The organism is Streptomyces sp. CB01249 (assembly GCF_001905735.1).
Taxonomy (GTDB): Bacteria; Actinomycetota; Actinomycetes; order Streptomycetales; family Streptomycetaceae; genus Streptomyces.
Genome location: NZ_LISW01000001.1, coordinates 356,328 through 382,419, shown reverse-complemented (window position 1 = coordinate 382,419; position 26,092 = coordinate 356,328). Strand labels below are relative to the sequence as shown.

The following is a 26,092-nucleotide window of genomic DNA, read 5'->3' as shown; positions in this document are numbered from 1 at the left end:
CTCCCCGCCCTAAAGAAGAGCGGGGATTCCTGGCTCACGTCGGCCAGGGACCTGCGGTCCACCGGCTCTTACACGATCAGCACCAGCCGGGTTGAGACCAGCCCGGACCAGCATCACGCGCGCGGAGTTCTTGTCCCTCGGGGACACGATCCCGCACGCGGTGCAGGTGTAGGTACGTTCCGAAAGAGGAAGTGCGTGCTTGGTTCTCGCTCCGCACGACGCGCAGTCCATGGTGGTGTACGCGGGATACACAAGACGGACGTCCCGTCCGTGTTTGCGCCCCATTTCGATCAGGGCCGTCTTCGTAGCGCCGATCGCAGCGTCGGCAGCCTTACGCGCCATGCTGGTGTTCGCCAGGAACTTCGGCCGGAAGTCCTCGACAGCGATCGCGTCATGGTCACGGACCACCGCCTTGGCCCACTTGCGCGCCGTGTCCTGCCGCTGCCGGACCACCTTCTTATGCAGCTTCGCCGCCTGCCGTCGGGCCTTGCGGTAGCCCTTCGACGCGGCCTTGCCCTTGGCGGGGCGGCGGCGGGCCATCATCCGCTGATAACGCCCCAGCTTCCGAGCCGCACTCTTCCCGTGTCCGGTGTGGGAGAGGTCGTGGGCGTCGGATGTGGTGGTGGCGGTCTCCCTGACACCCCAGTCCACACCCAGCACGCGCCCGGTGGCGGGGAGCGGCTCGATCTCGGTGGCGACGACGAACGACGCGTACCAGTGCCCCAGGCTGTCCCGGTACACCCGCACCGAGGACGGCACGGACGGCAGCTCGCGGGACCACACCACCGTCAGGACGATGCCGCCCGCCAGGTGCAGACGGCCGTCCTTCATGCGGAATCCGCGCTGCGTGTAATTCAGCGTGGCCAGCGCGTCCCGCTTGCGCTTCATGCGGGGCATCCCGGCCCGCCGCCTGACCGGCAGCTTCGCCTTGATGTCCTTGACCGCCTTGGCCCGGGACGTGGCGAAGTCCCGGATGACCTGCTGCTGCGGAACCGAAGCGCCCCCACGCAGCCAGGACATCGACTGCCGTGCCTCGGTCAGCAACCTGTCGAGCCGGCCCGGACCACACGTCGCCTTCTCAACCGCGTCCCGGTTCGCGGCGTGGACCTTGCGGGACATCGCCACGCACTCGTTCCACACCCACCGGCACCGCGCCCACTCCGCCTCCAGCCGGGCGAGCGCGGACGACGACCCACGCAGCCGAAAGGTGTACCGGGCAAGCCCGGGCCCCTGACCAACTGCCGCTTCCGTCGCCATGATCCGCAACCTAACAGCCCCCACTGACAACGAAAGAAAGCACAGGCCAGAACCAATGCGCAGCGAACTCCGCCGCTTCGCGGCTCCGCACCGAGGACCCATTACTCCCCGCACTGAAGGACGGGGCACCCTGGGAGAATCAAGGTGACCGGCATGGCGAGCACCGTGCGTACCCCCGCCGCGTCCACGCGGTCCACCGGACGGCCGAAGCGGCGCTGGGGCGCCACCGTCTTCGGCGTCCTGGTGCTGTGCGTGATGCTGTTCCCGCTCTACTGGATGGTGAACACCGCGCTCCAGCCCGAGTCCGGACTGCTGGAGGTCGACCCCGTCCCGCACGGCCTGGACCTGTCGGGATTCCGCTCGGCACTCACCGACCAGGGCGGCAATCTGCTGACCTCGCTGGCGGTGGCGCTCGGCGCGGTCGTCATCTGCCTGGCGGTCTCGGCGCCCGCCGCCTACGGGCTGGCGCAGTTCGGGCTGCGCGGCACCCGGACGATCGTCTTCGGCACGCTGATCACCCAGATGGTGCCGGGCATCGTCATCGCCAACGCCCTGTACAGCGCGTACGTGGATCTCGGCCTGGTCAACTCGTACGCCGGTCTGATGCTGGCCGACGCCTCGCTCGGGATACCGTTCGCGATCGTGCTGATGCGGTCGTTCATGGTGGCGATCCCCCGTGAGGTCATCGAGGCGGCCGAGGTCGACGGGGCCGGGCGCTTCCGGACGTTCGTGCGGGTCGTGCTGCCGATGAGCCGCAACTCGCTGATCACGGCCGGGCTGTTCTCGTTCCTGTACGCGTGGAGCGACTTCATGTTCGCGCTGACGCTGAACACCACGGACGACGTGAAGCCGATCACGCTGGGCATCTACCAGTACATCGGCGCCCATGTCGGCGACTGGGGCTCGGTGATGGCCGCTTCCGTGCTGTCCGCGGTGCCGGCGGCGGTGCTGCTCGTCCTGTCGCAGAAGTACATCGCCGCCGGGATCACCGGTGGCTCGGTCAAGTAGGGGTATCCATGGTTGAGTTCCCGGTCTTCCCGCCCGGTTTCGTCTTCGGCGCGGCCACGGCCTCGTACCAGATCGAGGGGGCCGCCCGGGAGGACGGGCGCGGCCCGTCCATCTGGGACACCTACAGCCACACGCCCGGGAAGACGGACGGCGGCGACACGGGTGACGTGGCCTGCGACCACTACCACCGCTACCGGGAGGACGTGGCGCTGCTGCGGGAGCTGGGGGTCGGTTCGTACCGCTTCTCGATCGCCTGGTCGCGCATCCTGCCGGAGGGCTCCGGCGCGGTGAACCCGAAGGGCCTCGACTTCTACTCCCGGCTGGTGGACGAGCTCCTGGAGGCGGGCATCGAGCCGGCCGCCACCCTCTACCACTGGGACCTGCCGCAGGCCCTGGAGGACCGGGGCGGCTGGCGGATACGGGAGACGGCCGAGCGGTTCGGCGAGTACACCGCGGTCGTGGCGGAGCACCTGGCCGACCGGGTGCCGCGCTGGATCACCCTCAACGAGCCGTGGTGCAGCGCCTTCCTCGGCTACTCCGTGGGGCGGCACGCGCCCGGCGCCAAGGAGGGGCGCGGCGCCCTGGCCGCCGCCCACCACCTGCTCGTCGGCCACGGCCTGGCGATGAAGGCCCTGCGCGCCGCGGGGGTCCGCGAGGCGGGCATCACGCTGAACCTGGACCGCAACGTCCCGGCCGCCCCGACGGACGCCGACCGGCAAGCGGTGGTCCGCGCGGACACCCAGCACAACCTGGTGTGGACGGAGCCGATCCTCGCGGGCCGCTACCCGGCCACCGAGCAGGACACCTGGGGCGAGCTGATCACCGGCCAGGACTTCCGGCGCGAGGGCGACCTCGACCTGATCTCCCAGCCCCTGGACTTCCTGGGCATCAACTACTACCGCCCGATCGTGGTGGCCGACGCCCCGCACCGCGAGCCGGACCCCGCGCTGCGGGTCGCCACGGACAACCGGTACGCCGAGGGGCAGTACCCGGACGTGCGGCGGACGGCGATGGGCTGGCCGGTCGTGCCGGAGTCCTTCACCGATCTGCTGACCGCGCTGAAGGACACCTACGGGGACGCGCTGCCGCCGGTGCACATCACGGAGAACGGTTCGGCGGAGCACGACGCCGTGGAGCCGGACGGTGCGGTGCGGGACGCGGACCGGGTGGAGTACCTGCGGACGCATCTGGCGGCGCTGCGGTCCGCGATGGACGCGGGCGTGGATGTGCGGGGCTACTACGTGTGGTCGCTGCTGGACAACTTCGAGTGGGCGCTCGGGTACGCGAAGCGGTTCGGCATCGTCCGGGTCGACTACGACACCCTGGAGCGCACCCCGAAGGACAGCTACCGCTGGTATCAGGCGCTGATCGCGGCGCACCGGGGCTGAGCGGCACGGGAAACGCCCTGTCCATCGCACGCGGCGGTGGACAGGGCGTTCGTCGTCGTACGGGCGGCCCGGTCAGGCGCGTCGTCGGGCCCACATCGGGCTGATGAAGGCGATGAGCACGGCGGCCACACCGATCTGGAAGATGTGGCGGATCCAGTCGATGCCCCCGGTGTCACGCACACCGAAGGCGCTGGCGAGGGCGTTGCCGGCGAGGCCGCCGACGATGCCGAGCAGGACGGTCAGCCACAGGGGGATGGGCTGACGGCCGGGGACGACCAGCTTGGCCAGCAGGCCGATGATGAGTCCCGCGATGATGGCCCAGAGAAATGACACGACAACTCCTCTTCTACCGCTGTCCGACTGGTTTCGGGAAGCTGACTTCCGCATGCCCGGCATGCACCGGTGTACGCATTCCTCTTCGTACGAAGGGCGATCGGTTCCCCCGCGGTGTCCGCATACCGGGGCGAAGACGTGGGGTTGGCCTCATTTCGACAAACCCTTGGAGACGTGAGGGAGTCGTGAAAGGATCACCCTCAATTCCGTGGCGTGTCCCCGTATCCCGCGGCGCGTCACGCCTCGTCCCACCACCCATGGAGAACACACGTGGCCAAGATCTCTGGCCGTCGGCTCGCCGCCGCCGCGATAACCGCGGCCCTGGTCGTCACCGGCGCCGCCACCGCCTCCGCCTCCGCCGCCGAGGCCGGCGACGCGCCCATGTTCGGCCTCTACGGCCTCGACGGCTCCGGCAACGCGTACACCTACGTGCCGCAGGGTGACGGCACCCTCTCCGCGCGCGTCCAGTTCGAGACCGGCATGACGAACCTCAAGTTCGTCGGCCTGGTGGACAACGACGCGGACAACCTCGCGGACGGCCGCTGGCAGCTCGGCACTTCGGGCAACATCTACTACTACGAGGGCAACTCCCCGGCCAAGAAGATCGGTTACGGCTGGGACATCTACAACACCGTCGTCTCCGTCGGCCAGTTCGGCGGCGCCGAGGGCGGCGACCTGCTCGCCCGCGACAACAAGGGCGACGTCTACCTGTACCTGGGCTACGGCGACGGTACGGTCACCAAGCGCCTGAAGGTCGGCTACGGCTGGGACATCTACACCCAGATCGCGGGCAACGGCGACCTGGACGGCGACGGCAAGGGCGACCTCGTCGCGCGCGACAAGTCGGGCGTCCTGTGGCTGTACAAGGGCACCGGCGACCAGAAGGCCCCGTACGCCAAGCGCACCAAGATCGGCAGCGGCTGGAACCAGTACAACACCCTCTTCGCCGCCGGTGACCTGAACATGGACGGCCGGACCGACCTGGTCGCCCGCAACGCCAAGGGCGAGCTGTACCTGTACGCGGGCACCGGCAACGCGGCCGCCCCGTACAAGCCGAAGGCCCTCATCGGCACCTCGGGCTGGAACACGTACCGCCTCTTCTTCTGAGCCGGTCACCGTCACAGTGGTTACACACTCATGACGAAACGTGAAGGTTTCACGAACGAAATCGTGACACGATTTCCGTGAATCGGTGGCCCGCCGCCCACGTGCGGCGGGCCGCTCCCACTTCACGATCCATGGAGTACTTGTGGCCAAAACCACTGGCCGGCAGCACATGCGTACCGCCGCTCGCGCGGCAGCCGCGGCGCTCACCGCCGCCCTCGTCGCCACCGGCACCTCCGCCGTGGCCGCCGACGCCCCGCAGCCTTCGCTCGGCGCCTCGGCCGACCAGCCGGCAGCGGCTCCCGCCGCGGCCGCTGCCGCCGCCAACCCGCACTTCTCGCTCTACGCGGTCAACTCCGCGGGCATCGCGTACGCCTACGGCCCGAACGGCAAGGGCGGCCTCACCGCCCGCGAGCAGTACGGCCAGGGCTGGACCGGCGTCACCGCGATGATGCAGGTCGACCACCAGAACGACGGTGAGAGCGACGGCCTCTGGTTCCGTGAGAGCAACGGTGACCTGGGCTGGCTGCCGTTCGACTCGTCGGCCGTCAAGATCGGCTACGGCTACAACACCTACAGCAAGCTCGTCTCCCCCGGCCAGATCGGTGGAGCCGCGGCCGGTGACATCCTCGCCGTCGACACCAAGGGCGACCTCTACCTCTACCTCGGGTACGGCAACGGCAAGGTCACCAAGCGCATCAAGGCCGGTTACGGCTGGAACATCTACAGCGAGATCGCCGGCAACGGCGACCTCAACGGCGACGGCAAGAACGACGTCGTCGCGCGCGACAAGTCGGGCGTCCTGTGGCTGTACAAGGGCACCGGCAACCAGAACGCGCCGTTCGCCAAGCGCACCCAGATCGGCAGCGGCTGGAACCAGTACAACCGCCTGATCTCCACGGGTGACATCGACCAGGACGGCAAGACCGACCTGATCGCCCGCAAGGGCGGCGCGCTGTACCTGTACAGCGGCACCGGCAACGCCTCGGCCCCGTACAAGGCCAAGAAGCAGATCGGCACGAGCGGCTGGGACAGCTACAAGTTCCTGTTCTGATCAGGCCTTGAGAGACAGAGAGGGCCGCACCCCCGTCACCGGGGGTGCGGCCCTCTCGCCGTACTGCCGCTGATCCCTACTTGCGGATCAGGCTGCGGAGCACGTACTGCAGGATGCCGCCGTTGCGGTAGTAGTCCGCCTCACCGGGGGTGTCGATGCGGACGACGCCGTCGAACTCCACACCGGTGTCGGTGGTGACCTTGACCGTGCGCGGGGTCGTGCCGTCATTCAGCTCGGTGACGCCGGTGACCGAGAAGGTCTCCTCGCCGGTGAGGCCCAGGGACTCGGCGGTCTGGCCCTCGGGGAACTGGAGCGGCAGGACGCCCATGCCGATGAGGTTCGAGCGGTGGATGCGCTCGTACGACTCGGCGATGACGGCCTTGACGCCGAGGAGCGCGGTGCCCTTGGCTGCCCAGTCGCGGGACGAGCCGGAGCCGTACTCCTTGCCGGCCAGGATGACCAGCGGGGTGCCGGCGGCCTGGTAGTTCTGCGAGGCGTCGTAGATGAACGACACCGGGCCGTCCGCCTGGGTGAAGTCGCGGGTGAAGCCGCCCTCGGTGCCCGGCGCGATCTGGTTGCGCAGGCGGATGTTGGCGAACGTGCCGCGGATCATGACCTCGTGGTTGCCACGGCGCGAGCCGTAGGAGTTGAAGTCACGGCGCTCGATGCCATGCTCCGTGAGGTACTTGCCGGCCGGGGTGTCGGCCTTGATCGCACCGGCCGGGGAGATGTGGTCGGTGGTGACCGAGTCGCCCAGCTTGGCCAGGACCCGGGCGCCGGTGATGTCCTCGACCGGGGTCGTGTCCATCTGCATGCCCTCGAAGTACGGGGGCTTGCGCACGTAGGTGGACTCGGAGTCCCACTCGAAGGTGTTGCCGGTCGGGATCGGCAGCGCCTGCCACTGGGCGTCGCCCGCGAAGACGTCCTGGTAGGACTTGTTGAACATGTCCTCGCCGATGGCGTTCGCCACGACGTCGTTGACCTCGGCCTCGGAGGGCCAGATGTCCTCGAGGTGGACCGGCTTGCCGTCCTGGTCGACGCCGAGGGCGTCCTTGGTGATGTCGACCTTCATCGAACCGGCGATGGCGTACGCGACGACCAGCGGCGGGGACGCCAGGTAGTTCATCTTGACGTCGGGGTTGATCCGGCCCTCGAAGTTGCGGTTGCCGGAGAGCACCGAGGTGACGGCCAGGTCGTGCTCGTTGACCGCCTTGGAGACCTCCTCCGGCAGCGGGCCGGAGTTGCCGATGCAGGTGGTGCAGCCGTAGCCGACGAGGTTGAAGCCGACCTTGTCGAGGTACGGGGTCAGGCCCGCCTTGTCGAAGTAGTCGGTGACGACCTTCGAGCCCGGGGCGAGGGTGGTCTTGACCCACGGCTTGCGGGTCAGGCCCTTCTCGACCGCCTTCTTCGCCACGAGCGCCGCGGCGACCATGACGTACGGGTTCGAGGTGTTGGTGCAGGAGGTGATCGCGGCGACGGTGACGGCGCCGTGGTCCAGCTCGTACGTGGTGCCGTCGGGGGCGGTGACGGTGACCGGGTTCGACGGGACGCCGTTGGAGGCGGCCGGGGAGTCGGAGGCCGGGAAGGACTCCTTGCCCGCCTCCTCGTCGTCCGAGACGTAGTTGCGGACGTCCTGGGCGAACTGGGCCTTGGCGTTGGCGAGGACGATGCGGTCCTGCGGGCGCTTCGGGCCGGCGATGGAGGGGACGACCGTGGAGAGGTCGAGCTCCAGCTTCTCGGAGAAATCGGGCTCGGCGGCCGGGTCCAGCCAGAGGCCCTGCTCCTTGGCGTACGCCTCGACGAGGGCGACCTGCTGGGCGTCGCGGCCGGTCAGGCGCAGGTAGTTGAGGGTCTCGTCGTCGATCGGGAAGATCGCGGCGGTGGAGCCGAACTCCGGCGACATGTTGCCGATGGTGGCGCGGTTGGCGAGCGAGGTGGCGGCCACGCCCTCACCGTAGAACTCCACGAACTTGCCGACGACGCCGTGCTTGCGGAGCATCTCGGTGATGGTCAGCACGAGGTCGGTGGCGGTGGTGCCGGCCGGGAGCTCGCCGGTCAGCTTGAAGCCGACGACGCGCGGGATGAGCATGGAGACCGGCTGGCCGAGCATCGCGGCCTCGGCCTCGATGCCGCCGACGCCCCAGCCGAGCACGCCGAGGCCGTTGACCATGGTGGTGTGCGAGTCGGTGCCGACGAGGGTGTCGGGGTACGCCTGGCCGTTGCGGACCATGACCGTACGGGCCAGGTGCTCGATGTTGACCTGGTGGACGATGCCGGTGCCCGGCGGGACGACCTTGAACTCGCTGAACGCGGTCTGGCCCCAGCGCAGGAACTGGTAGCGCTCCTTGTTGCGGCCGTACTCCAGCTCGACGTTCTGGCCGAAGGCGTCCTTCGTACCGAACTTGTCGGCGATGACGGAGTGGTCGATGACCAGCTCGGCCGGGGCGAGCGGGTTGATGCGCTCCGGGTCGCCGCCGAGCTCCTTGACGGCCTCACGCATGGTCGCGAGGTCCACGACGCAGGGCACACCGGTGAAGTCCTGCATGATCACGCGGGCCGGCGTGAACTGGATCTCCTGGCTGGGCTGCGCCTGGGAGTCCCAGCCGCCGAGCGCGCGGATGTGGTCGGCGGTGATGTTCGCGCCGTCCTCCGTGCGGAGCAGGTTCTCCAGCAGGACCTTCAGGCTGTAAGGGAGGCGCGCGGAGCCCTCGACCTTGTCCAGCTTGAAGATCTCGTACGACTCGTCGCCCACGCGCAGCGTGCTGCGGGCGTCGAAGCTGTTCGCCGACACGACAGTCTCCTTCATCAATGTGCGCGTATCTCCGCGCCGCGCCTCACCACGGCGGGCGCCGCGTGGTGCCGCCTCGGACCACCGGGCCATCCGCTAAGGTAAGGATTAGTTAGGTAACCCTTACCGGGGGCGGCTCGCTGTGCACCTTCGGCATATATCTCGATGTCGAGATAACTCTAGTACATGACCGCGGAAGGGTCATGTCCGGGCGCCCCGATCCGGGCGCGTGGCGCCCGTACGGCGGCGGACCGCCTCCTTCGTCTCGTCGGGCAGCGCGTCGGCGGCGAGGAGGCGCGGGAGCAGGTCCGGTTCCAGGGTCGTGGCCCGGAACTCCAGCGCGACGGTCACGTCGTGCGCGGGCCGGTGCACGATCTCCAGGCGGTCGCCGGAGCGGATCTCGCCGGGCTCGATCACCCGGAGGTACGCGCCGGGCAGGGCCGCCCGGGTGAACCGCTTGATCCAGCCGTCCCGCTCCAGCCAGCCCTGGAAGGTCCCGCACGGTATCCGGGCGCACGACACCTCCAGGACGACGTCCGGCCCGATCCGCCAGCGCTCCCCGATCAGGGCACCGTTGACGTCGACGCCGAGGGTGGTCAGGTTCTCTCCGAACACCCCGTTGGCGAGCGGCCGGCCGAGCTCGGCCTCCCAGCCGTCGAGGTCCTCGCGCGCGTAGGCGTAGACGGCCTGGTCGGTGCCGCCGTGGTGCCTCACGTCGTAGACCCGGTCACCGGCCAGACCGACGGCGCCGGTGCCCTTGGGGCCGGGGGCGGTCACCGCGACCGGCCCGTCGACGGGCCGCTTGTCGATGCCGGTCGCGCTGATCCCCTTCCAGGGGTTGGGGCGGGGACGGCCGATGTTCACGGAGAGCACGTGCGTGCCGCGGGAATCCATGGGGCGGGACCCTATGAGGGGCGGGGCCCGGACGCGAGGGAGTTTCGGGCACCGCCGTTCACTCCCCCGCCCCGTCCGGCACACCACTCTCACCCGAACGGCACACCCCCACGCGAGTGCAATCTCATATCTGAGATAGCCTTTCGGCATGTCAGATGACTACCTCGTACGTATCGGCAAGCTCATCCGTGACGCCCGTCAGCACCGGGGCTGGACGCAGAGCCAGCTCGCCGAGGCGCTCGGCACCAGCCAGAGCGCGGTGAACCGCATCGAGCGCGGCAATCAAAACATCAGCCTTGAGATGATCGCCCGTATCGGTGAAGCACTCGACAGCGAAATCGTCTCGCTCGGCTACGCCGGTCCCATGCATCTGCGCGTGGTCGGCGGGCGCCGGCTCTCCGGCGCGATCGACGTCAAGACCAGCAAGAACGCCTGTGTGGCGCTGCTGTGCGCGTCCCTGCTCAACAAGGGCCGTACGGTGCTGCGCCGCGTGGCCCGTATCGAGGAGGTCTACCGCCTCCTCGAAGTACTCAACTCCATCGGCGTGCGCGCCCGCTGGATCAACGACGGCACCGACCTGGAGATCGTGCCGCCGGCCCGGCTGGACATGGACGCGATCGACGCGGACGCCGCCCGCCGCACCCGCTCCATCATCATGTTCCTCGGCCCGCTGCTGCACCGCATGGACGCGTTCAAGCTGCCGTACGCGGGCGGCTGCGACCTCGGTACGCGGACGATCGAGCCGCACATGATCGCGCTGCGCCGCTTCGGCCTGGACATCGCCGCCACCGAGGGGATCTACCACGCCCGGGTGGACCACTCCGTCACGCCCGGCCGCCCGATCGTGCTGACCGAGCGCGGTGACACGGTGACCGAGAACGCGCTGCTGGCCGCCGCCCGCCACGACGGCACCACGGTCATCCGGAACGCCTCCTCCAACTACATGGTCCAGGACCTGTGCTTCTTCCTGGAGGCACTGGGCGTACGCGTGGACGGCGTCGGTACGACGACCCTCACGGTGCACGGTGTGCCCGAGATCGACGTGGACGTGGACTACTCGCCGTCCGAGGACCCGGTCGAGGCGATGAGCCTGCTGGCCGCGGCCGTCGTCACGGAGTCCGAGCTGACGATCCGCCGGGTGCCCATCGAGTTCCTGGAGATCGAGCTCGCGGTCCTGGAGGAGATGGGCGTCGACTGCGACCGCACCGCGGAGTACGCGGCGGACAACGGCCGCACCCGGCTGGTGGACCTGACGGTCCGCCCCTCCAAGCTGGAGGCGCCGATCGACAAGATCCACCCGATGCCGTTCCCCGGCCTCAACATCGACAACGTCCCCTTCTTCGCGGCCATCGCGGCCTCGGCCCACGGCCAGACCCTGATCCACGACTGGGTCTACGACAACCGCGCCATCTACCTCACCGACCTCAACCGCCTCGGCGGCCGCCTCCAGCTCCTGGACCCCCACCGCGTCCTGGTCGAGGGCCCCACCCGCTGGCGCGCCGCCGAAATGATGTGCCCCCCGGCGCTGCGCCCCGCGGTGGTCGTCCTCCTCGCCATGATGGCGGCCGAGGGCACGTCGGTGCTGCGCAACGTGTACGTGATCAACCGCGGCTACGAGGAGCTCGCGGAGCGGCTGAACTCGGTGGGAGCGCAGATCGAGATCTTCCGGGACATTTGATACGAGGCTGACGCCGCACCCCGTCCGACCCGCTGAGCCACGGGTCGGGGAGGGGTGCGGCGTCAGTTCGTGCGCTTGAGGTCGGCCCAGGAGGTTGCCATCACACGGCCGTAATGGGTGCGGATGATGTCCAGCCGGCCGCCGGTGACGGTGCTGCCGTTCTTCTTGCACCGGGGCGTGAACTCGAGATTCAGGCCCCCGGAGCCGTACCGCGTCGTGTAGTTCCCCTCGGCGGGCACGTACTTGAGCCACTCGTGGACGTACGGAACGCCCTGGGCCGTGAGGGTGATGTCCGCCTCGTCGGGCATGCGGGGGTTGGTGCGGGCGAACACGTCGAGGGTCATGGCTCCCTCGGGAACGCTGCCGCCGTTGCGTTCGGAGCGGATGTCGCCCTTGTACTCTCCGTGTGCCCGCCCGTCGAAGAGGCTGAGCGCGGACAGCTTGGCCGGGTCGCACGCATGTGCCGCGGCGGATGCCGGGACCCCTGTGGTGAGAGCGGCGCCACTGGCGCCGAGGACGAGAGTAGCGAGCGCGGCACACGTCTTCCTGCGCGACATGGAACTCCTGAGTGAGCGTCGAGCCGCTACGGGCGGCGGACCAGCATCCCGTTGACGAGGGATGCGTTTCTCATCTCGGCATGCAACGCACGCCCCGTGAGCACCGAAATCCGTTCGAGGCCCTGTACCGAAGGAGTGGGCCACCTGAATCGAACGGGATTCCACCCTACGGGGTGAAACGTGTGCCTATGGCTGGAAGATCGGTTCACGGCCCGGGCGATTCTGCTGGGATGACGTCGAAGCGTCCGCACCGTACGAACCGGAGAGGCACCGGGAGTTCGCGCGCGGGCGGGCGTGAAGCGACTGTCCGCCGGGTTCGTCCGCGCACCCTGCCCACCCCCGCTTGCCGCCGCGTGCGTACGTGCCCCCCGACGAACTCGACGGCCTCCGGTAGGCACCGGGCGCACGGGACGCCGCCCGCCGGCGGCTCTCGTTGTCGCGTGGAGAAGAGACACGGGCCGTCGAGCCCATGGAAGCCCAGGAGGCTTGGCAGATATGTCCAAGGAGATCGGTCCCGGGGCATGCCCCGTGTCGCGGGAGGAGCCGGTGTCGCGGGAGGAGCCGGGTGTCGCGCACTCCCGTGTGCTGCGGTTCTGGCTCGATCCGGCGAATCTCGCGGTGCGTCTCGGCCAGGCGGGTCCCGTCGTCAGGACGAGGACCGGGCCGGCGGTCGCCTTCCAGGTCAACGATCCGTCGCTGATCCGGAAGGTCGGGTGCGGGGAGGACATCTTCCAGTTCTGGAACGCGGACCCGAGTCTCCGGGGCTTCGCCGAGAACGGCTTCCCCGGCGCCGAGGGCCAGGCTCACCGTGACCGGCGCGCGCTGATGAAGCCCGCGCTCGCGGCACCCCGTCTGACGGCCCTGGGACCATCCGTACGGGACAGTACCGAGCGCTTGATCGCGGACCTCCCCACCGACCGCCCCGTGGACATCCCTGTCGAGATGAGCCGTCTCGTGGCCGGACTCGTCATCGAGACCGTCCTGAACAGCGCCATCTCCCCGGACACGCTGACCGCACTCGCCCACGCGCGTTCCGTCCTGTCCGCACGGGTGTTCTGGACGTACGCGCTGTCGCGCTGGCCCTGGGTGCCCGTGCCCCGGCGGCGCGCCTCCCGCCGTGCCTTCGCGACGCTGAACGAGGCCGCCCGGGAGGTCTACGCACGCCACCGGCCGGACGCGGACGGAAACGACGTCGTCTCGGTGCTCAAGCGCGCGTCCGAGGACCGGCCGGACGTGGCGCTGCACGACGTGCGCGCGCTGCTGTTCGCCGGCATCGAGGCGACGGCTTCCACACTCTCCTGGGCCTGCTACGAGTTGGGCCGCCACCCCGACCACCAAGCCGCCATCCGGGCCGAGGGCGACGCCGTCCTGGGCACCGACGCCCCGGCCGACACCATCCGCCCCGGCCTGCTGCCCTTCACCGCCGGTTTCGTCAGCGAGGTCACGCGTCTGCACGGGATTCCGTTCCTCGTGCGCCGCCCCCGCCACGCGACCCACGTGGGCGACCAGCCGGTGCCCGCCGGCGCCCTGGTGACCCTTCCCCTGGGCGCGCTGCGCCGTGATCCCGCGCGGTACGCCCGGCCCGATGAGTTCGACCCCCTGCGCTGGTCGCCCGAGGCCCGGCCGCCGCTCTCCCCCGCCGCGCTGCTCCCGTACGGGATCGGTCCCCGCTACTGCCCCGGCGCCGCGGCCTCCGACATCCTGGTGCCGGTCGCCCTCGCGAGCCTGGTCCGCTCGCGGACGCTCCGTACCGCATCGACCGGCAGGACCGTCCGCGTCAGCCTCGACCTCACCCCCACGCCCAAGGGCCTGGCCATGGTCGCCACCCCCCCGCAAGCCGCGCCCCCCTGCTCCCGGGCAACCGCCCCACGAGCAAGCCGCACCCGTCCGACGGCACTGAGCGAAAGCGCCCCTTCCTGATCGGGGCCCTCCCGCGCATCGACAACCACGTCGACCGGCTCTGCCCCGGTACACCGGCGGAACGCCTGCGCCGCCTGGCTCCCCGAGGCTCATCTGACGGAAGCTGGGCGGACGGGCACCACCGGCCTCGGACACCGCCTCCACCACGCGCTGAGCGCACCCCTCCACCACCTGACCGGTGCCACGGGCCGCAGATGGCGGCCCGTCATGTTCTGTGCGGCCGTCGACCTGCTCGGCGGGGACAGCGAACAGTGCGGGCCGCTGATCGCGGCGTTCGAAATGCTGCACACCGGTTCCCTCGTCGTCGACGGCATCCAGGACGAATCACCACTGCGCCGCGGCCGGCCGTCCGTTCACACTGTCTTCGGCGCGTCGAAGGCCCTGCACGCCGGAACGGCCGCCTACTTCCTGTGGGACCGGGCCGTCCAGCTCTCCTTCCCCGACGATGCGGAGCGCGGCGGGGAGCTGCGCACCGTGCTGCTCTCCGCGCTGCGGGCGGGGCACGCCGGTCAGGCCCTCGGCCTGCAGGGGCATCGCGAGAGATGGACCGCGCCGTGGCTGACGGCGACCGGGACACCGTTCTGGACGTCGTCCGTCTGACACACCGCCTGAAGTCCGGTGCCCCGACGGCCGCGGGAATGGAGACGGCAGCCGCTGTCACCGGCGCCTGGAGCCGGCTCACTCCCCTGCCGCGCCCGCAGACCGCCACGTGCTGCACGAACTGGCCCTGCTGATCGTCCGAAGCAAACAGATCGCGTGAACGCCCGGGGGCGCAGATCGAGACCTCCCGGGATATCCAGGGAGTATCGCCTTCCGGAATCAGCCGATACCCAACTGAGGCCTCGCCGCTCTTCATCGAGTGCGTCGGGGCCTCTGTCGTTGCGTCCCCGCATGCCGGGGGCGGTCACCCCGGACTCCCGTGTCGGCCTGCGCGAAGCAGGGTCTAAAGCCTCTTGCGCCCACGCCGCCAGACTTCTACACTTCAGATCACTGGAGTCTACAGATTGGAAGACGGTCGTGGCCACCCGTACCATCGAGATCGACGACGAGGTGTTCGCCTTCCTGCAACACCACAGCGAACCCCTGGTGGACACCCCCAATGACGTGTTGCGGCGACTCCTCCTGGCAGACCCGGCCCAGCGGCCGGCCACCACCCCGGGGCGCCGCCCCGGGGACCTGATGCCGTTCATCAAGGCCGGTCTGCTCAAGCCCGGGGACAAGCTGGTCCACGTACAGCCGCGTCGCGGACTGACCCATGAGGCCACCGTGACGCCGGACGGCTGGATCGAGATCGAGGACGGCCGCGAGTTCTCCAAGCCCTCGCCCGCGTTGAAGGCCCAGACCGGCGTCGACATCAACGGGTACGGCAAGTACGTGCTCAAGGACGACAACGAGGTCCGTCTCCAGGACCTGCGCGACCGCCTGCGAGGCGAGGCCTGATGGCGACGCACCTCATCATCATCGGTGACCGGGAGCCCCTGAGCTGGGTGCTGGAGAACCAGCGCATGGCCTTCCCTGCCGGACGTACCACCGGATTCCCGGAAAAGGACGACGAGATATTCGTCTACACAACACGAGCCTGCTACCGCAATCCCGGCCGCGACCGTGGCCGGATCATGGGTCATGCGACCGCCACCTCCGAGGTCACGTCGCTTGCAGAGCCCCTATCCTTCGGTGCCAAGGTCTTCACCTCAGGATGCACACTGCGCGTGCACGGGCTCGCCCGGCGCCATGACGGAGTCATCCTTTCCGATCTTGTTCCACAACTCCAGGTCTTCCCAGACCCGAAGTCCTGGAGTGCGCGGATACGCCGTGCGTCGTTGGTGCTTCCCGAGCCGGACGCCGATCTACTTCGACGGGAGCTCCAGCCGATGCTCAAGACCCGCACTTCGGTTCTCGGCCAGTACCTGGTGTGATCGGGCCGCCCGTGCTCCGCTCCGGCCACGGCGGAGCACGGGGGGCCTCACACCAGCCGCAGGCTCCCCCGGGTCGTCGCTGCCGAGCTCGTGCCCGTGTAGATGTCGATGCGGCCGCGTTCCAGGACGTACGTGCCCGAGGGGTCGTTGGTCCAGTAGCCGAGGTCTTCCGCGGTCAGCGTGAAGCGGAGCAGGCGCTCCTCGCCCGGGGCCAGGGTGACGCGTTCGAAGGCGCGGAGCCTGCGGACCGGCTGGACCACGGACGCCGCGACGTCGTGGATGTAGAGCTGGACGACCTCGTCGCCGGTGCGGTCGCCGGTGTTGGCGACGGGGACCGTGATCTCGACGGTCTCGCCGCGTTCCAGGGCGTCCACCGCGATCTCGGTGCGGCTCAGCCGCGGTTCACCGGTCGTGAAGGTGGTGTAGCTCAGCCCGTGGCCGAAGACGAACTGCGGGCCGTCCGGCAGGTCCAGGTACTTGGAGACGTACTTCTCCGCCGCGTCGTAGGGGCGGCCCGTCGCCTCCCGGTTGTAGTAGACCGGGATCTGGCCGACCGTGCGGGGGAAGGAGACCGGCAGCTTGCCACCCGGGTTGACCGCGCCGAACAGGAGGTCCGCGACCGCGTTCCCCGCCTCGATGCCCGCGTGCCACGCCTCCAGGACGGCCGGTGCGCGGTCCACCCAGCCGCCGATGGTGAGCGGGCGGCCGTTGACGAGGACGACCACGAAGGGCTTGCCGGTCGCCGCGACGGCCTCGATCAGCTGCTGCTGGCCCGCGGGGAGGTCGATCTCGCTGCGCGAGGCGGCCTCGCCGCTGATCGCGGAGTCCTCGCCGACCACGACGACGGTGACGTCGGCCGCCCAGGCGGCTGCCGCGGCCATCGCCGGGTCACCGCCGCCGGAGTGCCGGACGTCGGCGTCCGGCGCGGCCGCGCGGATCGCGTCGAGCACGCTCACCGTGTCGAACACCAGTCGGCCGGGGCCCGCCCAGGTGCCGTGCTGGTCCGTGGAGTCGGCGTGCGGGCCGACCACGGCGATCGTGCCGCCCGGCTTCAGCGGCAGGACACCGCCCTCGTTCTTCAGGAGCACCATCGACCGGGCGGCGGCCTCCCGCGCGGCGGCCCGTGCCTCGGCGGTGGGGCCGGCGATCTCGGCCGCCTCGTCGGTGTACGGGTCGTCGAAGAGGCCGAGGGCGTACTTCAGGCGCAGGATGCGAGTCACGGCGTCGTCCAGGCGTTCCATGCTGATGCGGCCCGCGTCGAGCAGGTCCGCGCCGTGGTCCGCGATGTGCGTGGACACCATCTCCATGTCCAGGCCGTGCGTGAGCGCGAGTTCGGCGGCGTGCGCCGCGTCCTCGGCGTAACCGTGCGCGACCAGCTCCATGACGCCCGTGTAGTCGCTGACCACGAAGCCGTCGAAGTCCCACTCACCCTTGAGGATGCCGTTCATGGTGTGGCTGTTGGCGTGCGCGGGAACGCCCCCCACCGTGTTGAACGCGGCCATCACCGTCGCCGCGCCCGCGTCCAGCGCGGCCTTGAACGGCGGCAGGTAGTGGTTGCGCAGCCGCTGCTCGGAGATGTCCACGGTGTTGTAGTCCCGGCCGCCCTCGGCACCGCCGTAGGCCACGAAGTGCTTGGCGCAGGCCGCGACGTGCTCCTCGGACCGGAGCCCCGAGCCGTCGGCGGGCCCCTGGTAGCCGCGTACCTTCGCCACGGCCAGGACGGCGTTCAGATACGGGTCCTCGCCGCTCGATTCGGCGATCCGGCCCCAGCGCGGCTCGTTCGTCACGTCCATCATCGGCGAGAACGTCCAGCGCACGCCCTGCGAGCGGGTCTCGGCGGCCGACACCCGGGCGTCGGTCTCCGCCACGGCCGGGTCGAAGGCCGACGCCTGCGCGAGCGGGATCGGGAAGGTCGTCCAGAAGCCGTGGATGACGTCGAAGCCGAAGAGCAGCGGGATGCCGAGCCGGGACTCTTCCACGGCGAGCCGCTGGAGGTCGTTGGTCCACTTCGCACCGTGCAGGTTCAGCACCGAACCGAGCCGCCCGGCCCGGGCCAGCGCCTCGATCTCCTTCGTCTGGCCGCCGCCAGGACCCGTGTCCCCGGTCCAGGTCAGCTGCTGGACCTGGCCGAGCTTCTCCTCGGTCGTCATCCGGCCGAGGAGTTCCTTGACCTTGTCGTCGTGCGATCGGAGCATGTCGGGTCCTTCGTAACCGGATAGCGGGGGCGAGCGGTCTCCCGGGCGGGAGCCTTGCCGGACGGAACAACGGCGGGCTAACGTCGCTCGCAGCAGAATGTAAGCGCATTCAGGCGCAGGGGCAAGGAATCCTGGTCCCTCGTGACGGAATCGATGAGTCAGCACGGGAGACATCCATGGCCAACAGCGCGTCGGCCCTGCGCGTCATGAGCTTCAACCTCCATGTGGACTGGGACGGTTCGCCCCGCCCCTGGTCCGGGCGACGGGACGCGGTGGCGGCGGTGCTGCGGGACGCGCGGCCCCAGCTGCTCGGCACGCAGGAGGGCCGCCCGCACCAGGTCGCGGACGTGCTCGCCGCGCTCGGCCCCGGTTACGTACGGACCGGCCGGGACCGCGACGGCGACGGGACCGGCGAGCACATGGCCGTCTTCCACGACCGCGACCGCCTCGAAGCCCTGGACCACGGCGACTTCTGGCTCTCGGACACGCCCGAGGTGCCCGCCTCCGAGACCTGGGGCGGCGGCTGCCCGCGCATGGCGACCTGGGTCCGCTTCCGGGACCTGGCCACCGGGATCGCATTCCTCGCCGTGAACACCCACCTGGACCATGTGAGCGCTTACGCGCGCACCCGCGCGGCCGGGCTGCTCGTGGAGCGGTCCGCCGCCCTGGCGCCCGACCTGCCGGTCGTCGTCACCGGTGACTTCAACACCCCGGCCGGGGACCCCGAGGTGCACGGCGTGCTGCGCGCGCGGGGCTCCCTGGACGACACCTGGGACCGCGCCGAGGAGCGCGGGCCCGCGTACGCCACCTTCCACGACTACCGCGCGCCGGTCGCGGACGGCCCGCGCATCGACTGGATCCTCGCCTCGCGCGGTACGCGGGTACGGGAGGCGTCGGCCGTGCTGCCGGGCGCGGTGGCGCCGAGCGACCATCTGCCGGTGCGCGCCCTGATCGAGTTGCCGTCCGCGCCCGTGGGGCGCTGAGCCCGCAATCCCGTAAACCCTTATCGGAGGAATCCTCATGTCATCCCCCCGCCCGGCGACCGAATGGCTCGCCGACGCCGTGCTCTACCAGATCTATCCGCAGTCCTTCGCCGACTCCAACGGGGACGGGATCGGCGACTTCGCGGGGATCGAGGCGCGGCTCGACCATCTCCAGTGGCTCGGGGTGAACACCGTGTGGTTCAACCCGTGCTTCGTCTCGCCCTTCGACGACGCCGGTTACGACGTGGCCGACTACCTCAACGTCGCCCCGCGCTACGGCACCAACGAGGACCTGGCCCGGCTCACCGAGGCCGCCGGGCGCCGGGGCATCCGGGTGCTGCTCGACCTGGTCGCCGGGCACACCTCGGACCAGCACCCCTGGTTCCGGGCGTCCGCGAACGACCCGGCCGACCAGCGGTTCATCTGGGCGGACACCGAGCAGGCCCCGCCCGGGTTCGTCGCCTCGCCCGGCAGCAGGTCCGGGTTCTACCAGCCGAACTTCTTCGAATCGCAGCCCGCGCTCAACTTCGGGCACGCGCGCATGGACCCGGCGGAGCCCTGGCGGCTGCCCGTCGACGCCGAGGGGCCCCGCGCCAACCGGCAGGCGCTGCGCGAGATCATGGACCACTGGCTGGGTCTCGGCCTGTCCGGCTTCCGGGTCGACATGGCCGCGTCCCTGGTCAAGGACGACCCGGGGCAGGCCGAGACCGCGAAGCTCTGGACCGAGCTGCGCGGCTGGCTGGACCGGGCGCACCCGAGGGCGGCGCTGCTCTCCGAGTGGGGAGACCCGCAGGTCTCGGTCCCGGCCGGGTTCCACGCGGACTTCTTCCTGCAGTTCGGGCCGCGCGGTGACGGGCTGCCGCTGCGGTCGCTCTGGAACAACTGGGAGGGCACGGTCAGCGAGCCGTGGGAGCCGCTTGAGCCGTACTTCGGGGCGCGGGGCGAGGGTGGGTTCGCCACCTTCCTCGACGCCTGGCGCGAGGCGACGGAGGTCATCGGGGACGCCGGGTTCATCTCGCTGCCCACGGCCAATCACGACTTCTCGCGCCTCGCCACAGGCCCGCGTACGGCCGAACAGCTGCCCGCCGCCTTCGCGTTCCAGCTGACCTGGCCGACGCTCCCCGCGATCTACTACGGGGACGAGATCGGCATGCGGTACGTGCCCGGCACGCCCACCCGCGAGGGCAGCCGCCTGGGTCCGCGCTACGACCGGGCCGGGTCCCGTACGCCCATGCAGTGGGACGACTCGCCGAACGCGGGCTTCTCCACCGCGCCCGCCGACGCCCTGTACCTGCCGATCGACCCGGACCCGGCGCGCCCGACCGTCGCCGCCCAGCGCGCCGACGAAGGCTCTCTGCTCCACCTGGTCCGGCGCCTGATCGCGCTCCGCAAGGCCACCCCGGAGCTGGGCAGCGGGGCGTCCACGGAGGTGCTGCACGACGGGTATCCGCTGGTGTACGTCCGGGGCGGGCGCTACCTGGTCGTGGTCAACCCGCGCTCCGAGGCCGCCGAGACCGCCGCGCCCGCAGGCCGGGCCACCGCCGTGGAGGCGCGCGGGGTCACCGTCGCGGACGGCCGTATCCGGGCCGAGGGCTTCGGCTTCGGCGTCTTCGCACTCGACGCGGGCTGAGCGGTTCCGCCCCCGCCCGGTGCCGGGTGGGGGCGGAAGCCGCACGTCAGCCGGGGGTGTCACCGTACTGCCGTTGCAGCGCCGCCAGTTCGGCGGTCAGCTCCACGACCAGATCCTGGTACCCCGGGTCGTCGTACCGGTTGTGCAGTTCGTCCGGGTCGGCCACCAGGTCGAACAGCTCCCACTCGGGGGCGCGGGTCTCGTCCTTGGCGCCCGGCCGGCCGGAGCCGTGGCCGGGGTAGTGGATCAGCTTGTGGGTGTGGGTGCGGACGCCGTAGTTGGCCTGGACGTTGTGGCAGACGTCCAGGTGCTCGAAGTAGCGGTAGTACACCGACTGCCGCCAGTCGTCCGGCCGTTCGCCCCTGAGCAGCGGCACGAGGCTGCGGCCCTGCATCCGTGGATGCGCTTCCACTCCGGCGAGGTCCAGGATCGTCTGGGCGTAGTCGACGTTGATCACCAGCTCGTCGCAGCTGCTGCCCGGCGGGGTGACGCCGGGCCATCGCACCACCAGCGGGATGCGCAGCGAGGGTTCGTACATGAACCGCTTGTCGAACCAGCCGTGTTCGCCGAGGTAGAAGCCGTGGTCGGAGGTGTACGCGACCGCCGTGGACCGGTCCAGGCCGGTGAGGTCCAGATAGTGCAGGACCCGGCCGACGTTCTCGTCCAGGGCCGCGATGACGCGTAGGTACTCCTTGATGTAGCGCTGGTAGCGCCACTCGCGTTCCTCGCGCTCGTCCAGGCCTTCGGGGACGGGTGCCTTGAGGTCCTCCGGGAGCAGGTCGCGCATCCGCATCTCCGCCTCGGCGGCGGCGCTCGCCCGGTGGCTGTAGTCGTCGTGGAGGGTGCGGGGCGCCGGGATGTCCACGTCCTCGTACAGATGGCGGTGGCGTTCGGCGGGTTCGAATGCGCGGTGCGGGGCCTTGTGCTGGATGAACAGCGCGAAGGGCTTGTCGCGGTCGCGGCGGTCGAGCCAGTTGAGCGCGAGGTCGGTGATCAGGTCGGTGACGTAACCGGTGTGCTGCCGCTCCCCGTCGCGGGTGACGAACGTCGGGTCGTGGTAGACGCCGTGTTCCGGCAGCACCTCCCAGTGGTCGAAGCCGACCGGGTCGGAGCAGCCGCCGTGACCGAGGTGCCATTTGCCGATGATCGCCGTCTGGTAGCCGGCCTCCTGGAGCATGCTCGGGAAGGAGGGCTGGGTGGCGTCGAACTTCTGGCCCTCCTGTTCGAGCGTCGTCATGCCGTTGACGTGGCTGTAGGTGCCGGTCAGCAGGGACGCCCGGGCGGGCGAGCAGATGGAGTTGGTGCAGAAGGCGTTGTCGAAGCGCATGCCCTCGGCGGCCAGCCGGTCGACGGCGGGCGTCCTGTTGATGACGCTGCCGTAGGCGCCGATCGCGGGTACGGCGTGGTCGTCGGTCATGAAGAAGACGAGGCTGGGGCGCTCGGTGCCGGTGGTGCTCATGGCCCGGGGTCCTCCTTGGCTGGGTGCGGGTAGGTCCGGTCCGGGGCAAGTCGCAGGGTGCGGCTGCCCGGCATGGGCAGATCGAGCGTGGTGCGTACGAGACCGTCCGGGCCGGTGTGCGCGAAGGCTTCGGGGCCGGTGTCACCGGCGGGGCGCATCCGGTAGCGGGCGCCCGGTTCGAGCCCGGCGACCTCCACGGTGACGCGGCGGCCCAGCGCCGGTACCGGTATCGCGCGGGGCCGGTCGGCGGCGGCGTTGACCACGCGCACCTCGACCGTGCCGTCGCGCGCGGTGACGGTGGCGGTCACCAGGGCGCGGGCCCCGTCGCCGGTGAGGTGCGCGGGGCGGTGCGGGGCGCCGGCGTCGATCCGGACCCGGACCCCGGCGGGTGCGCTGCCCGGGGCGAGCGCGCAGCCGCGTACCGGGCCGGGCAGCGGGGGCTCGGGGCCCTCGGGCGTCCCGGGCGCGATCCGGTACCAGTAGCCGCGGCCGGGCTCGGCGCGCGTGTCCGCGTACGGCGGGAGGACCGGGCCGGGGTGCAGGGGCTCGTACGGGCCCTCGTAGTGATCGGAGCGGTGGACGACGTAACCGGCCGTCCCCGGTGCGGGCAGCCAGTCGAGCAGCACGTGGCCGATGCCGTCCCGGGACCGCAGGACCGTGCGGTCCCGGGACGGCGGCACGCCCGCCGGGGCGAGGCCGGGGCGCCCGTTCACTTCAGGCCGGAGGTCGCGATGCCCTGGGTGAAGTGCCGCTGGAGGGCGATGAAGACGGCGACGACCGGGAGCACCACGAGGAAGGCCCCGGCCATCAGCACACCGTTGGAACCGGCGGCCTTGGTGGGGTCGGTGGCGAACGTGGCGAGCGCGACCGGCAGGGTGTACTTGTCCGGGTCGTTGGTCGCGACGAGCGGCCACAGGAAGTTGTTCCACGAGCCGAGGAACACGAAGATCGCCAGGGTGGCGAGGGCCGGCTTGACCAGCGGGATCACGATCCGCCAGAAGATGTACCACTCGCCGGCGCCGTCGATGCGGGCCGCTTCGAGGAGTTCGTCGGGGATCGCCGACATGAACTGCCGCATGAGGAAGACCCCGAACGCGCCCGCCGCGAAGGGCAGGATGAGCCCCGCGTAGCTGTCGAGCAGCCCCATCTTGCTCATCATGACGAACTGCGGCAGCAGCATCAGGTTGCCCGGCACCATCAGGGCGCCCAGCACGATCGCGAGCACGCCCCGCTTGCCGAAGAAGTTCAGCTTGGCGAGCGCGTACCCCAGCATCGAGCAGAAGACCAGGTTGCAGGCGGTCACGACGACGGCGACCACCGCGGAGTTGAGGAAGTTCCGCGCGATGTCCATCAGGTCGAGCAGTTCGCGGAAGTTCGCGAGGGTCCACTCGGTGGGGATCCACACCGGCGGGCTGGCGCCCAGGTCCTGCGGGGTCTTGAAGGCGGACACCGCCATCCACAGGAAGGGCGCGGTCATCACGAGCAGGCCCAGGGTGAGCAGCGTGTACGTGAGGGCCTTGGTGCCCGGCCTGCGCGAGGTGGCAGTGCGCCGCCTGCCCGGTGCGCTCTTGGTGGGGAGGTCGGTGGCGCTCATCAGGTCTTGTCCTTCAGCAGGCGGAACTGGAGCAGCGTGACGGCCAGCACGATCGTGAAGAGGACGTAGGCCATGGCGCTCGCGGAGCCCATGTGGAAGAAGCTGAAGCCTTCCTTGTACATGTGCAGCGACACGGTGAGGGTGCTGTCGCCGGGTCCGCCGTCGGTCATCACGAAGGGTTCCTCGAAGACGTTGAGGAAGCCGATGGTGGTCATCACCGCGACGTACAGCATGGTGGGCCGCAGCAGCGGGACCGTGATCCGGCGGAACTCCTGGAAGGCACCGGCGCCGTCCAGCTTGGCGGCCTCGCGGACCTCGACCGGGATGGCCTGGAGTCCGGCGAGGAAGAGGACCATCGCGGTGCCCATGTTGCGCCAGACGGCCATCACGATCAGCGACGGCATCGCGAGCGCCTTGGAGGCGAGGAAGTCCGGCGTGGAGAAGCCGAGCTGCGCGCCGAGCCCGGCGATCAGGCCCTCCGAGGGGTCGAGCACGAACCGCCAGATGACGGCCACCGCGACGATGGCGGTGACCACGGGGACGTAGAAGCCGACCCGGAAGAAGGTCCGGAAGCGGTCGATGCCGGAGTTGAGGAGCACGGCCGCGACCAGTCCGCTGCCGATGGTCAGCGGGACGCCCAGCACCACGAAGTAGCAGGTGTTGAAGAGCGCCCGCATGAACTTCGGGTCGTCGAACAGCGCGGTGTAGTTGTCGAACCCGACGAAGTTCGCGTCGAGCGGGTGGGTGACGTTGCGCAGGCCGAAGTCGGTGAAGCTCATGAGGAGCGTGGCGACGATCGGGAACGCCATGAAGGTCAGGAAGAGGGCCAGGAACGGCGTCGAGTACAGCCAGCCGGCGAGGTTCTGCCGGGAGAGCCGGTCGGGGCGGAGCTCCTGGCCCGCCGGGTCCTGCTGTCCGGAAGGGCCGCCGGCCTGGGCCGGGGCGCGGTCCAGGCCTGCCCCGGCCCGGGTGGCGGCGGTCTTCACTGGGAGATCAGCCCCTCCGTGGTCGCCTGGAGCTTCTTGGCCTCGGCGGCCGGGTCACCGCCCTGGGCGATCTTCTCCAGGGTGCCCTCGATGGCGGCGGCGATCTCGTTCCACTTCTCCAGGGCCGGGATCTCCTTGCCGGTGTCCAGGGCCTGGCGGAAGACCTTCAGGCTGTCGGCCTCGGCGCTGTCCTTGATCTCCGGGAGGTCGTAGGCGGCCTTGTTGGCGGGCAGCGACTTGGTCGCGCCGTACCAGGCGGCCTGCGTCTCGGGGGTCGTCAGGTACTGGGTGAACTTCTCGGCGGCGGCCTTGTGCTCGCTGTCCTTGAAGGTCACGAGCGAGGCGCCGCCGACCCAGGAGACGGACCCCTTCGGGCCCGCGGGCAGCGGGGCGGTCTTCCACTTGCCCTTGAGCTGCGGCTGCTGCTCGTTGAGGTTCTGGACCATCCAGGGGCCGGACATGAAGGTCGGCTCCTCGCCCTTGGCGAAGGTCTTGGCCACGTCCGCGCCGGGCACGAAGTTCTTCTTGGCGAGCCCGTCCTTGAAGTAGCTGCCCCACGTCTGGAACGCCTTCACGGCCTCGGGCGAGTCGAGCGCGGCCTTGCCGTCCGCGTCGGTGAGGCTGCCGCCCTCGGAGTACAGGAACTGCAGCCAGCTCTGCCAGGCGCCGGTGTTGCCGGGCTGGAGCGCGGTGCCGTACTGGGCGCCGTTCTTCTGGTACGCCTCGGCGAGCTTGTGGTGGTCGTCCCAGGTGACGGGCGCCTTGTCGACGCCGGCCTTCTCCGCGAGGTCGGTGCGGTAGTAGAGCCCGCGTACGTCGGCGTACCACGGGACGCCGTAGGCGGTGCCGTCCACCACGTTGCTGTTCCAGGTGGCGGGGAAGAAGTCGGCCTTCTTGAAGGTCTTGGTGTTCACCGGCTCCAGCACGTCGAGCGCGATGTACTGCCCCATCATCGTGGAGCCCATCTGCGCCATGTCGGGGAGCTTCCCGGCGGCCGCGGCGGCGGTCATCTTCTGGCCGACGACGTCCCAGCCGATGGGGGTCACCTTGACGGTGATGTTCGGGTTGTCCTTCTCGAAGTCCTTGGCGACCGTGGCGAGCCGCTTGGCCTCCTCGCCCATGCCCCAGACGGTCAGGGTCTGCTTGGCGTCGGCGGACTGCTGCGCGCCGCCACCACCGCCGCAGGCGGTGAGGGCCAGTGCGGCGGCCACTGCGACAGAGATGCCTGCGACGGTCTTGGCGGGGCGTGCCATGGAGCTCCTCCTCGAGCTGTGTATGCGCTATCTGAAAGCGCATACAGGACTCTGCAATACGGGTCGGGATCGCTCAAGAGGGATGAGATAACGCT

22 protein-coding genes are annotated in these 26,092 nt (G+C 70.1%); 11 read left to right on the top strand and 11 right to left on the bottom strand.

The window, feature by feature from the left end:
* Nucleotides 1-9: 9 nt before the first annotated feature.
* Entirely contained in the window at nt 10-1,257 is a 1,248-nt protein-coding gene (locus AMK18_RS01570; protein ID WP_198956928.1) for an RNA-guided endonuclease InsQ/TnpB family protein, read from the bottom strand.
* Nucleotides 1,258-1,410: 153 nt separating this feature from the next.
* Between AMK18_RS01570 and AMK18_RS01565 the strand changes: the two genes are divergently transcribed.
* Both AMK18_RS01565 and AMK18_RS01560 read left to right on the top strand, forming a co-directional pair.
* Complete coding sequence (locus tag AMK18_RS01565; RefSeq protein ID WP_073862271.1) at nt 1,411-2,265, top strand: carbohydrate ABC transporter permease; 855 nt, start codon at nt 1,411-1,413, stop codon at nt 2,263-2,265.
* Between the two features lie 8 nt (nt 2,266-2,273).
* Nucleotides 2,274-3,653, top strand: a complete 1,380-nt coding sequence (locus tag AMK18_RS01560; protein ID WP_073861358.1) for a GH1 family beta-glucosidase — start codon at nt 2,274-2,276, stop codon at nt 3,651-3,653.
* Between the two features lie 72 nt (nt 3,654-3,725).
* Here the strand turns inward: AMK18_RS01560 and AMK18_RS01555 are convergent, their stop codons facing one another.
* Complete coding sequence (locus AMK18_RS01555; RefSeq protein ID WP_018100744.1) at nt 3,726-3,986, bottom strand: GlsB/YeaQ/YmgE family stress response membrane protein; 261 nt, start codon at nt 3,984-3,986, stop codon at nt 3,726-3,728.
* A gap of 270 nt (nt 3,987-4,256) precedes the next feature.
* On the opposite strand from AMK18_RS01555, the gene AMK18_RS01550 reads away from it, so the two are divergent.
* Nucleotides 4,257-5,093 (top strand): FG-GAP-like repeat-containing protein, encoded by an 837-nt coding sequence (locus AMK18_RS01550; RefSeq protein ID WP_018100745.1) that lies wholly within the window; start codon nt 4,257-4,259, stop codon nt 5,091-5,093.
* 169 nt (nt 5,094-5,262) lie between these two features.
* The gene (locus AMK18_RS01545) at nt 5,263-6,144 is read left to right on the top strand and encodes an FG-GAP repeat domain-containing protein (RefSeq protein WP_018100746.1); all 882 of its coding nucleotides are present in this window, start codon (nt 5,263-5,265) and stop codon (nt 6,142-6,144) included.
* A gap of 76 nt (nt 6,145-6,220) precedes the next feature.
* Here the strand turns inward: AMK18_RS01545 and acnA are convergent, their stop codons facing one another.
* Both acnA and AMK18_RS01535 read right to left on the bottom strand, forming a co-directional pair.
* Nucleotides 6,221-8,935: an aconitate hydratase AcnA gene (gene acnA, locus AMK18_RS01540; protein WP_073861357.1), complete on the bottom strand. Its 2,715-nt coding sequence runs from the start codon at nt 8,933-8,935 to the stop codon at nt 6,221-6,223.
* A gap of 198 nt (nt 8,936-9,133) precedes the next feature.
* Nucleotides 9,134-9,826, bottom strand: coding sequence for an MOSC domain-containing protein (locus tag AMK18_RS01535; RefSeq protein ID WP_073861356.1), 693 nt, complete (start codon nt 9,824-9,826; stop codon nt 9,134-9,136).
* 148 nt (nt 9,827-9,974) lie between these two features.
* On the opposite strand from AMK18_RS01535, the gene AMK18_RS01530 reads away from it, so the two are divergent.
* Nucleotides 9,975-11,504: a helix-turn-helix domain-containing protein gene (locus tag AMK18_RS01530; protein WP_018100749.1), complete on the top strand. Its 1,530-nt coding sequence runs from the start codon at nt 9,975-9,977 to the stop codon at nt 11,502-11,504.
* A gap of 62 nt (nt 11,505-11,566) precedes the next feature.
* Here the strand turns inward: AMK18_RS01530 and AMK18_RS01525 are convergent, their stop codons facing one another.
* Complete coding sequence (locus tag AMK18_RS01525) at nt 11,567-12,061, bottom strand: hypothetical protein (RefSeq protein ID WP_073861355.1); 495 nt, start codon at nt 12,059-12,061, stop codon at nt 11,567-11,569.
* A 495-nt stretch (nt 12,062-12,556) separates the two neighbouring features.
* Between AMK18_RS01525 and AMK18_RS01520 the strand changes: the two genes are divergently transcribed.
* The 4 genes from AMK18_RS01520 (at nt 12,557) to AMK18_RS01505 (ending at nt 15,897) form a co-directional block, all read left to right on the top strand.
* Nucleotides 12,557-13,981 carry a cytochrome P450 gene (locus AMK18_RS01520; RefSeq protein ID WP_107422320.1) on the top strand — a complete coding sequence of 475 codons (1,425 nt, stop codon included), beginning with the start codon at nt 12,557-12,559 and terminating at the stop codon, nt 13,979-13,981.
* Nucleotides 13,982-14,074: 93 nt separating this feature from the next.
* On the top strand, nt 14,075-14,581 hold the full coding sequence (locus AMK18_RS01515) for a polyprenyl synthetase family protein (RefSeq protein WP_079199208.1): 507 nt from the start codon (nt 14,075-14,077) through the stop codon (nt 14,579-14,581).
* A gap of 417 nt (nt 14,582-14,998) precedes the next feature.
* A complete protein-coding gene (locus tag AMK18_RS01510) occupies nt 14,999-15,421 on the top strand; it encodes a hypothetical protein (protein WP_073861353.1) in 423 nt (140 codons plus the stop codon).
* Nucleotides 15,421-15,897 (top strand): hypothetical protein, encoded by a 477-nt coding sequence (locus tag AMK18_RS01505; protein ID WP_073861352.1) that lies wholly within the window; start codon nt 15,421-15,423, stop codon nt 15,895-15,897. The genes AMK18_RS01510 and AMK18_RS01505 overlap by 1 nt, the downstream gene beginning before the upstream one ends.
* A gap of 47 nt (nt 15,898-15,944) precedes the next feature.
* Here the strand turns inward: AMK18_RS01505 and AMK18_RS01500 are convergent, their stop codons facing one another.
* Complete coding sequence (locus AMK18_RS01500; protein WP_073861351.1) at nt 15,945-18,092, bottom strand: glycoside hydrolase family 3 N-terminal domain-containing protein; 2,148 nt, start codon at nt 18,090-18,092, stop codon at nt 15,945-15,947.
* A gap of 176 nt (nt 18,093-18,268) precedes the next feature.
* On the opposite strand from AMK18_RS01500, the gene AMK18_RS01495 reads away from it, so the two are divergent.
* Both AMK18_RS01495 and AMK18_RS01490 read left to right on the top strand, forming a co-directional pair.
* Nucleotides 18,269-19,075, top strand: coding sequence for an endonuclease/exonuclease/phosphatase family protein (locus AMK18_RS01495; RefSeq protein WP_073861350.1), 807 nt, complete (start codon nt 18,269-18,271; stop codon nt 19,073-19,075).
* A 37-nt stretch (nt 19,076-19,112) separates the two neighbouring features.
* Nucleotides 19,113-20,705: an alpha-amylase family glycosyl hydrolase gene (locus AMK18_RS01490; RefSeq protein ID WP_073861349.1), complete on the top strand. Its 1,593-nt coding sequence runs from the start codon at nt 19,113-19,115 to the stop codon at nt 20,703-20,705.
* A 46-nt stretch (nt 20,706-20,751) separates the two neighbouring features.
* Here AMK18_RS01490 and AMK18_RS01485 read toward each other — a convergent pair whose 3' ends face one another.
* From AMK18_RS01485 to AMK18_RS01465, 5 genes are read right to left on the bottom strand one after another with little or no spacing between them, the layout of a single operon-like run.
* A complete protein-coding gene (locus AMK18_RS01485; RefSeq protein ID WP_073861348.1) occupies nt 20,752-22,164 on the bottom strand; it encodes a sulfatase family protein in 1,413 nt (470 codons plus the stop codon).
* Entirely contained in the window at nt 22,161-22,877 is a 717-nt protein-coding gene (locus tag AMK18_RS01480) for a hypothetical protein (protein ID WP_073861347.1), read from the bottom strand. Before AMK18_RS01480 ends, AMK18_RS01485 begins: the two co-directional genes overlap by 4 nt.
* Complete coding sequence (locus tag AMK18_RS01475) at nt 22,874-23,758, bottom strand: carbohydrate ABC transporter permease (protein WP_018105757.1); 885 nt, start codon at nt 23,756-23,758, stop codon at nt 22,874-22,876. Before AMK18_RS01475 ends, AMK18_RS01480 begins: the two co-directional genes overlap by 4 nt.
* Nucleotides 23,758-24,744 (bottom strand): carbohydrate ABC transporter permease, encoded by a 987-nt coding sequence (locus AMK18_RS01470; protein ID WP_018105758.1) that lies wholly within the window; start codon nt 24,742-24,744, stop codon nt 23,758-23,760. Before AMK18_RS01470 ends, AMK18_RS01475 begins: the two co-directional genes overlap by 1 nt.
* Nucleotides 24,741-25,997, bottom strand: a complete 1,257-nt coding sequence (locus AMK18_RS01465) for a sugar ABC transporter substrate-binding protein (protein ID WP_073861346.1) — start codon at nt 25,995-25,997, stop codon at nt 24,741-24,743. The genes AMK18_RS01470 and AMK18_RS01465 overlap by 4 nt, the downstream gene beginning before the upstream one ends.
* Between the last annotated feature and the right edge of the window lie 95 nt (nt 25,998-26,092).

What these genes read in the sequence shown, in the direction of transcription:
- AMK18_RS01570 (WP_198956928.1), bottom strand. Translation starts at nt 1,257, where the DNA reads ATGGCGACGGAAGCGGCAGTTGGTCAGGGGCCCGGGCTTGCCCGGTAC.
- AMK18_RS01565 (WP_073862271.1), top strand. Translation starts at nt 1,411, where the DNA reads ATGGCGAGCACCGTGCGTACCCCCGCCGCGTCCACGCGGTCCACCGGA.
- AMK18_RS01560 (WP_073861358.1), top strand. Translation starts at nt 2,274, where the DNA reads ATGGTTGAGTTCCCGGTCTTCCCGCCCGGTTTCGTCTTCGGCGCGGCC.
- AMK18_RS01545 (WP_018100746.1), top strand. Translation starts at nt 5,263, where the DNA reads ATGCGTACCGCCGCTCGCGCGGCAGCCGCGGCGCTCACCGCCGCCCTC.
- AMK18_RS01535 (WP_073861356.1), bottom strand. Translation starts at nt 9,826, where the DNA reads ATGGATTCCCGCGGCACGCACGTGCTCTCCGTGAACATCGGCCGTCCC.
- AMK18_RS01530 (WP_018100749.1), top strand. Translation starts at nt 9,975, where the DNA reads ATGTCAGATGACTACCTCGTACGTATCGGCAAGCTCATCCGTGACGCC.
- AMK18_RS01525 (WP_073861355.1), bottom strand. Translation starts at nt 12,061, where the DNA reads ATGTCGCGCAGGAAGACGTGTGCCGCGCTCGCTACTCTCGTCCTCGGC.
- AMK18_RS01520 (WP_107422320.1), top strand. Translation starts at nt 12,557, where the DNA reads ATGTCCAAGGAGATCGGTCCCGGGGCATGCCCCGTGTCGCGGGAGGAG.
- AMK18_RS01505 (WP_073861352.1), top strand. Translation starts at nt 15,421, where the DNA reads ATGGCGACGCACCTCATCATCATCGGTGACCGGGAGCCCCTGAGCTGG.
- AMK18_RS01500 (WP_073861351.1), bottom strand. Translation starts at nt 18,092, where the DNA reads ATGCTCCGATCGCACGACGACAAGGTCAAGGAACTCCTCGGCCGGATG.
- AMK18_RS01495 (WP_073861350.1), top strand. Translation starts at nt 18,269, where the DNA reads ATGGCCAACAGCGCGTCGGCCCTGCGCGTCATGAGCTTCAACCTCCAT.
- AMK18_RS01490 (WP_073861349.1), top strand. Translation starts at nt 19,113, where the DNA reads ATGTCATCCCCCCGCCCGGCGACCGAATGGCTCGCCGACGCCGTGCTC.
- AMK18_RS01485 (WP_073861348.1), bottom strand. Translation starts at nt 22,164, where the DNA reads ATGAGCACCACCGGCACCGAGCGCCCCAGCCTCGTCTTCTTCATGACC.
- AMK18_RS01475 (WP_018105757.1), bottom strand. Translation starts at nt 23,758, where the DNA reads ATGAGCGCCACCGACCTCCCCACCAAGAGCGCACCGGGCAGGCGGCGC.
- AMK18_RS01465 (WP_073861346.1), bottom strand. Translation starts at nt 25,997, where the DNA reads ATGGCACGCCCCGCCAAGACCGTCGCAGGCATCTCTGTCGCAGTGGCC.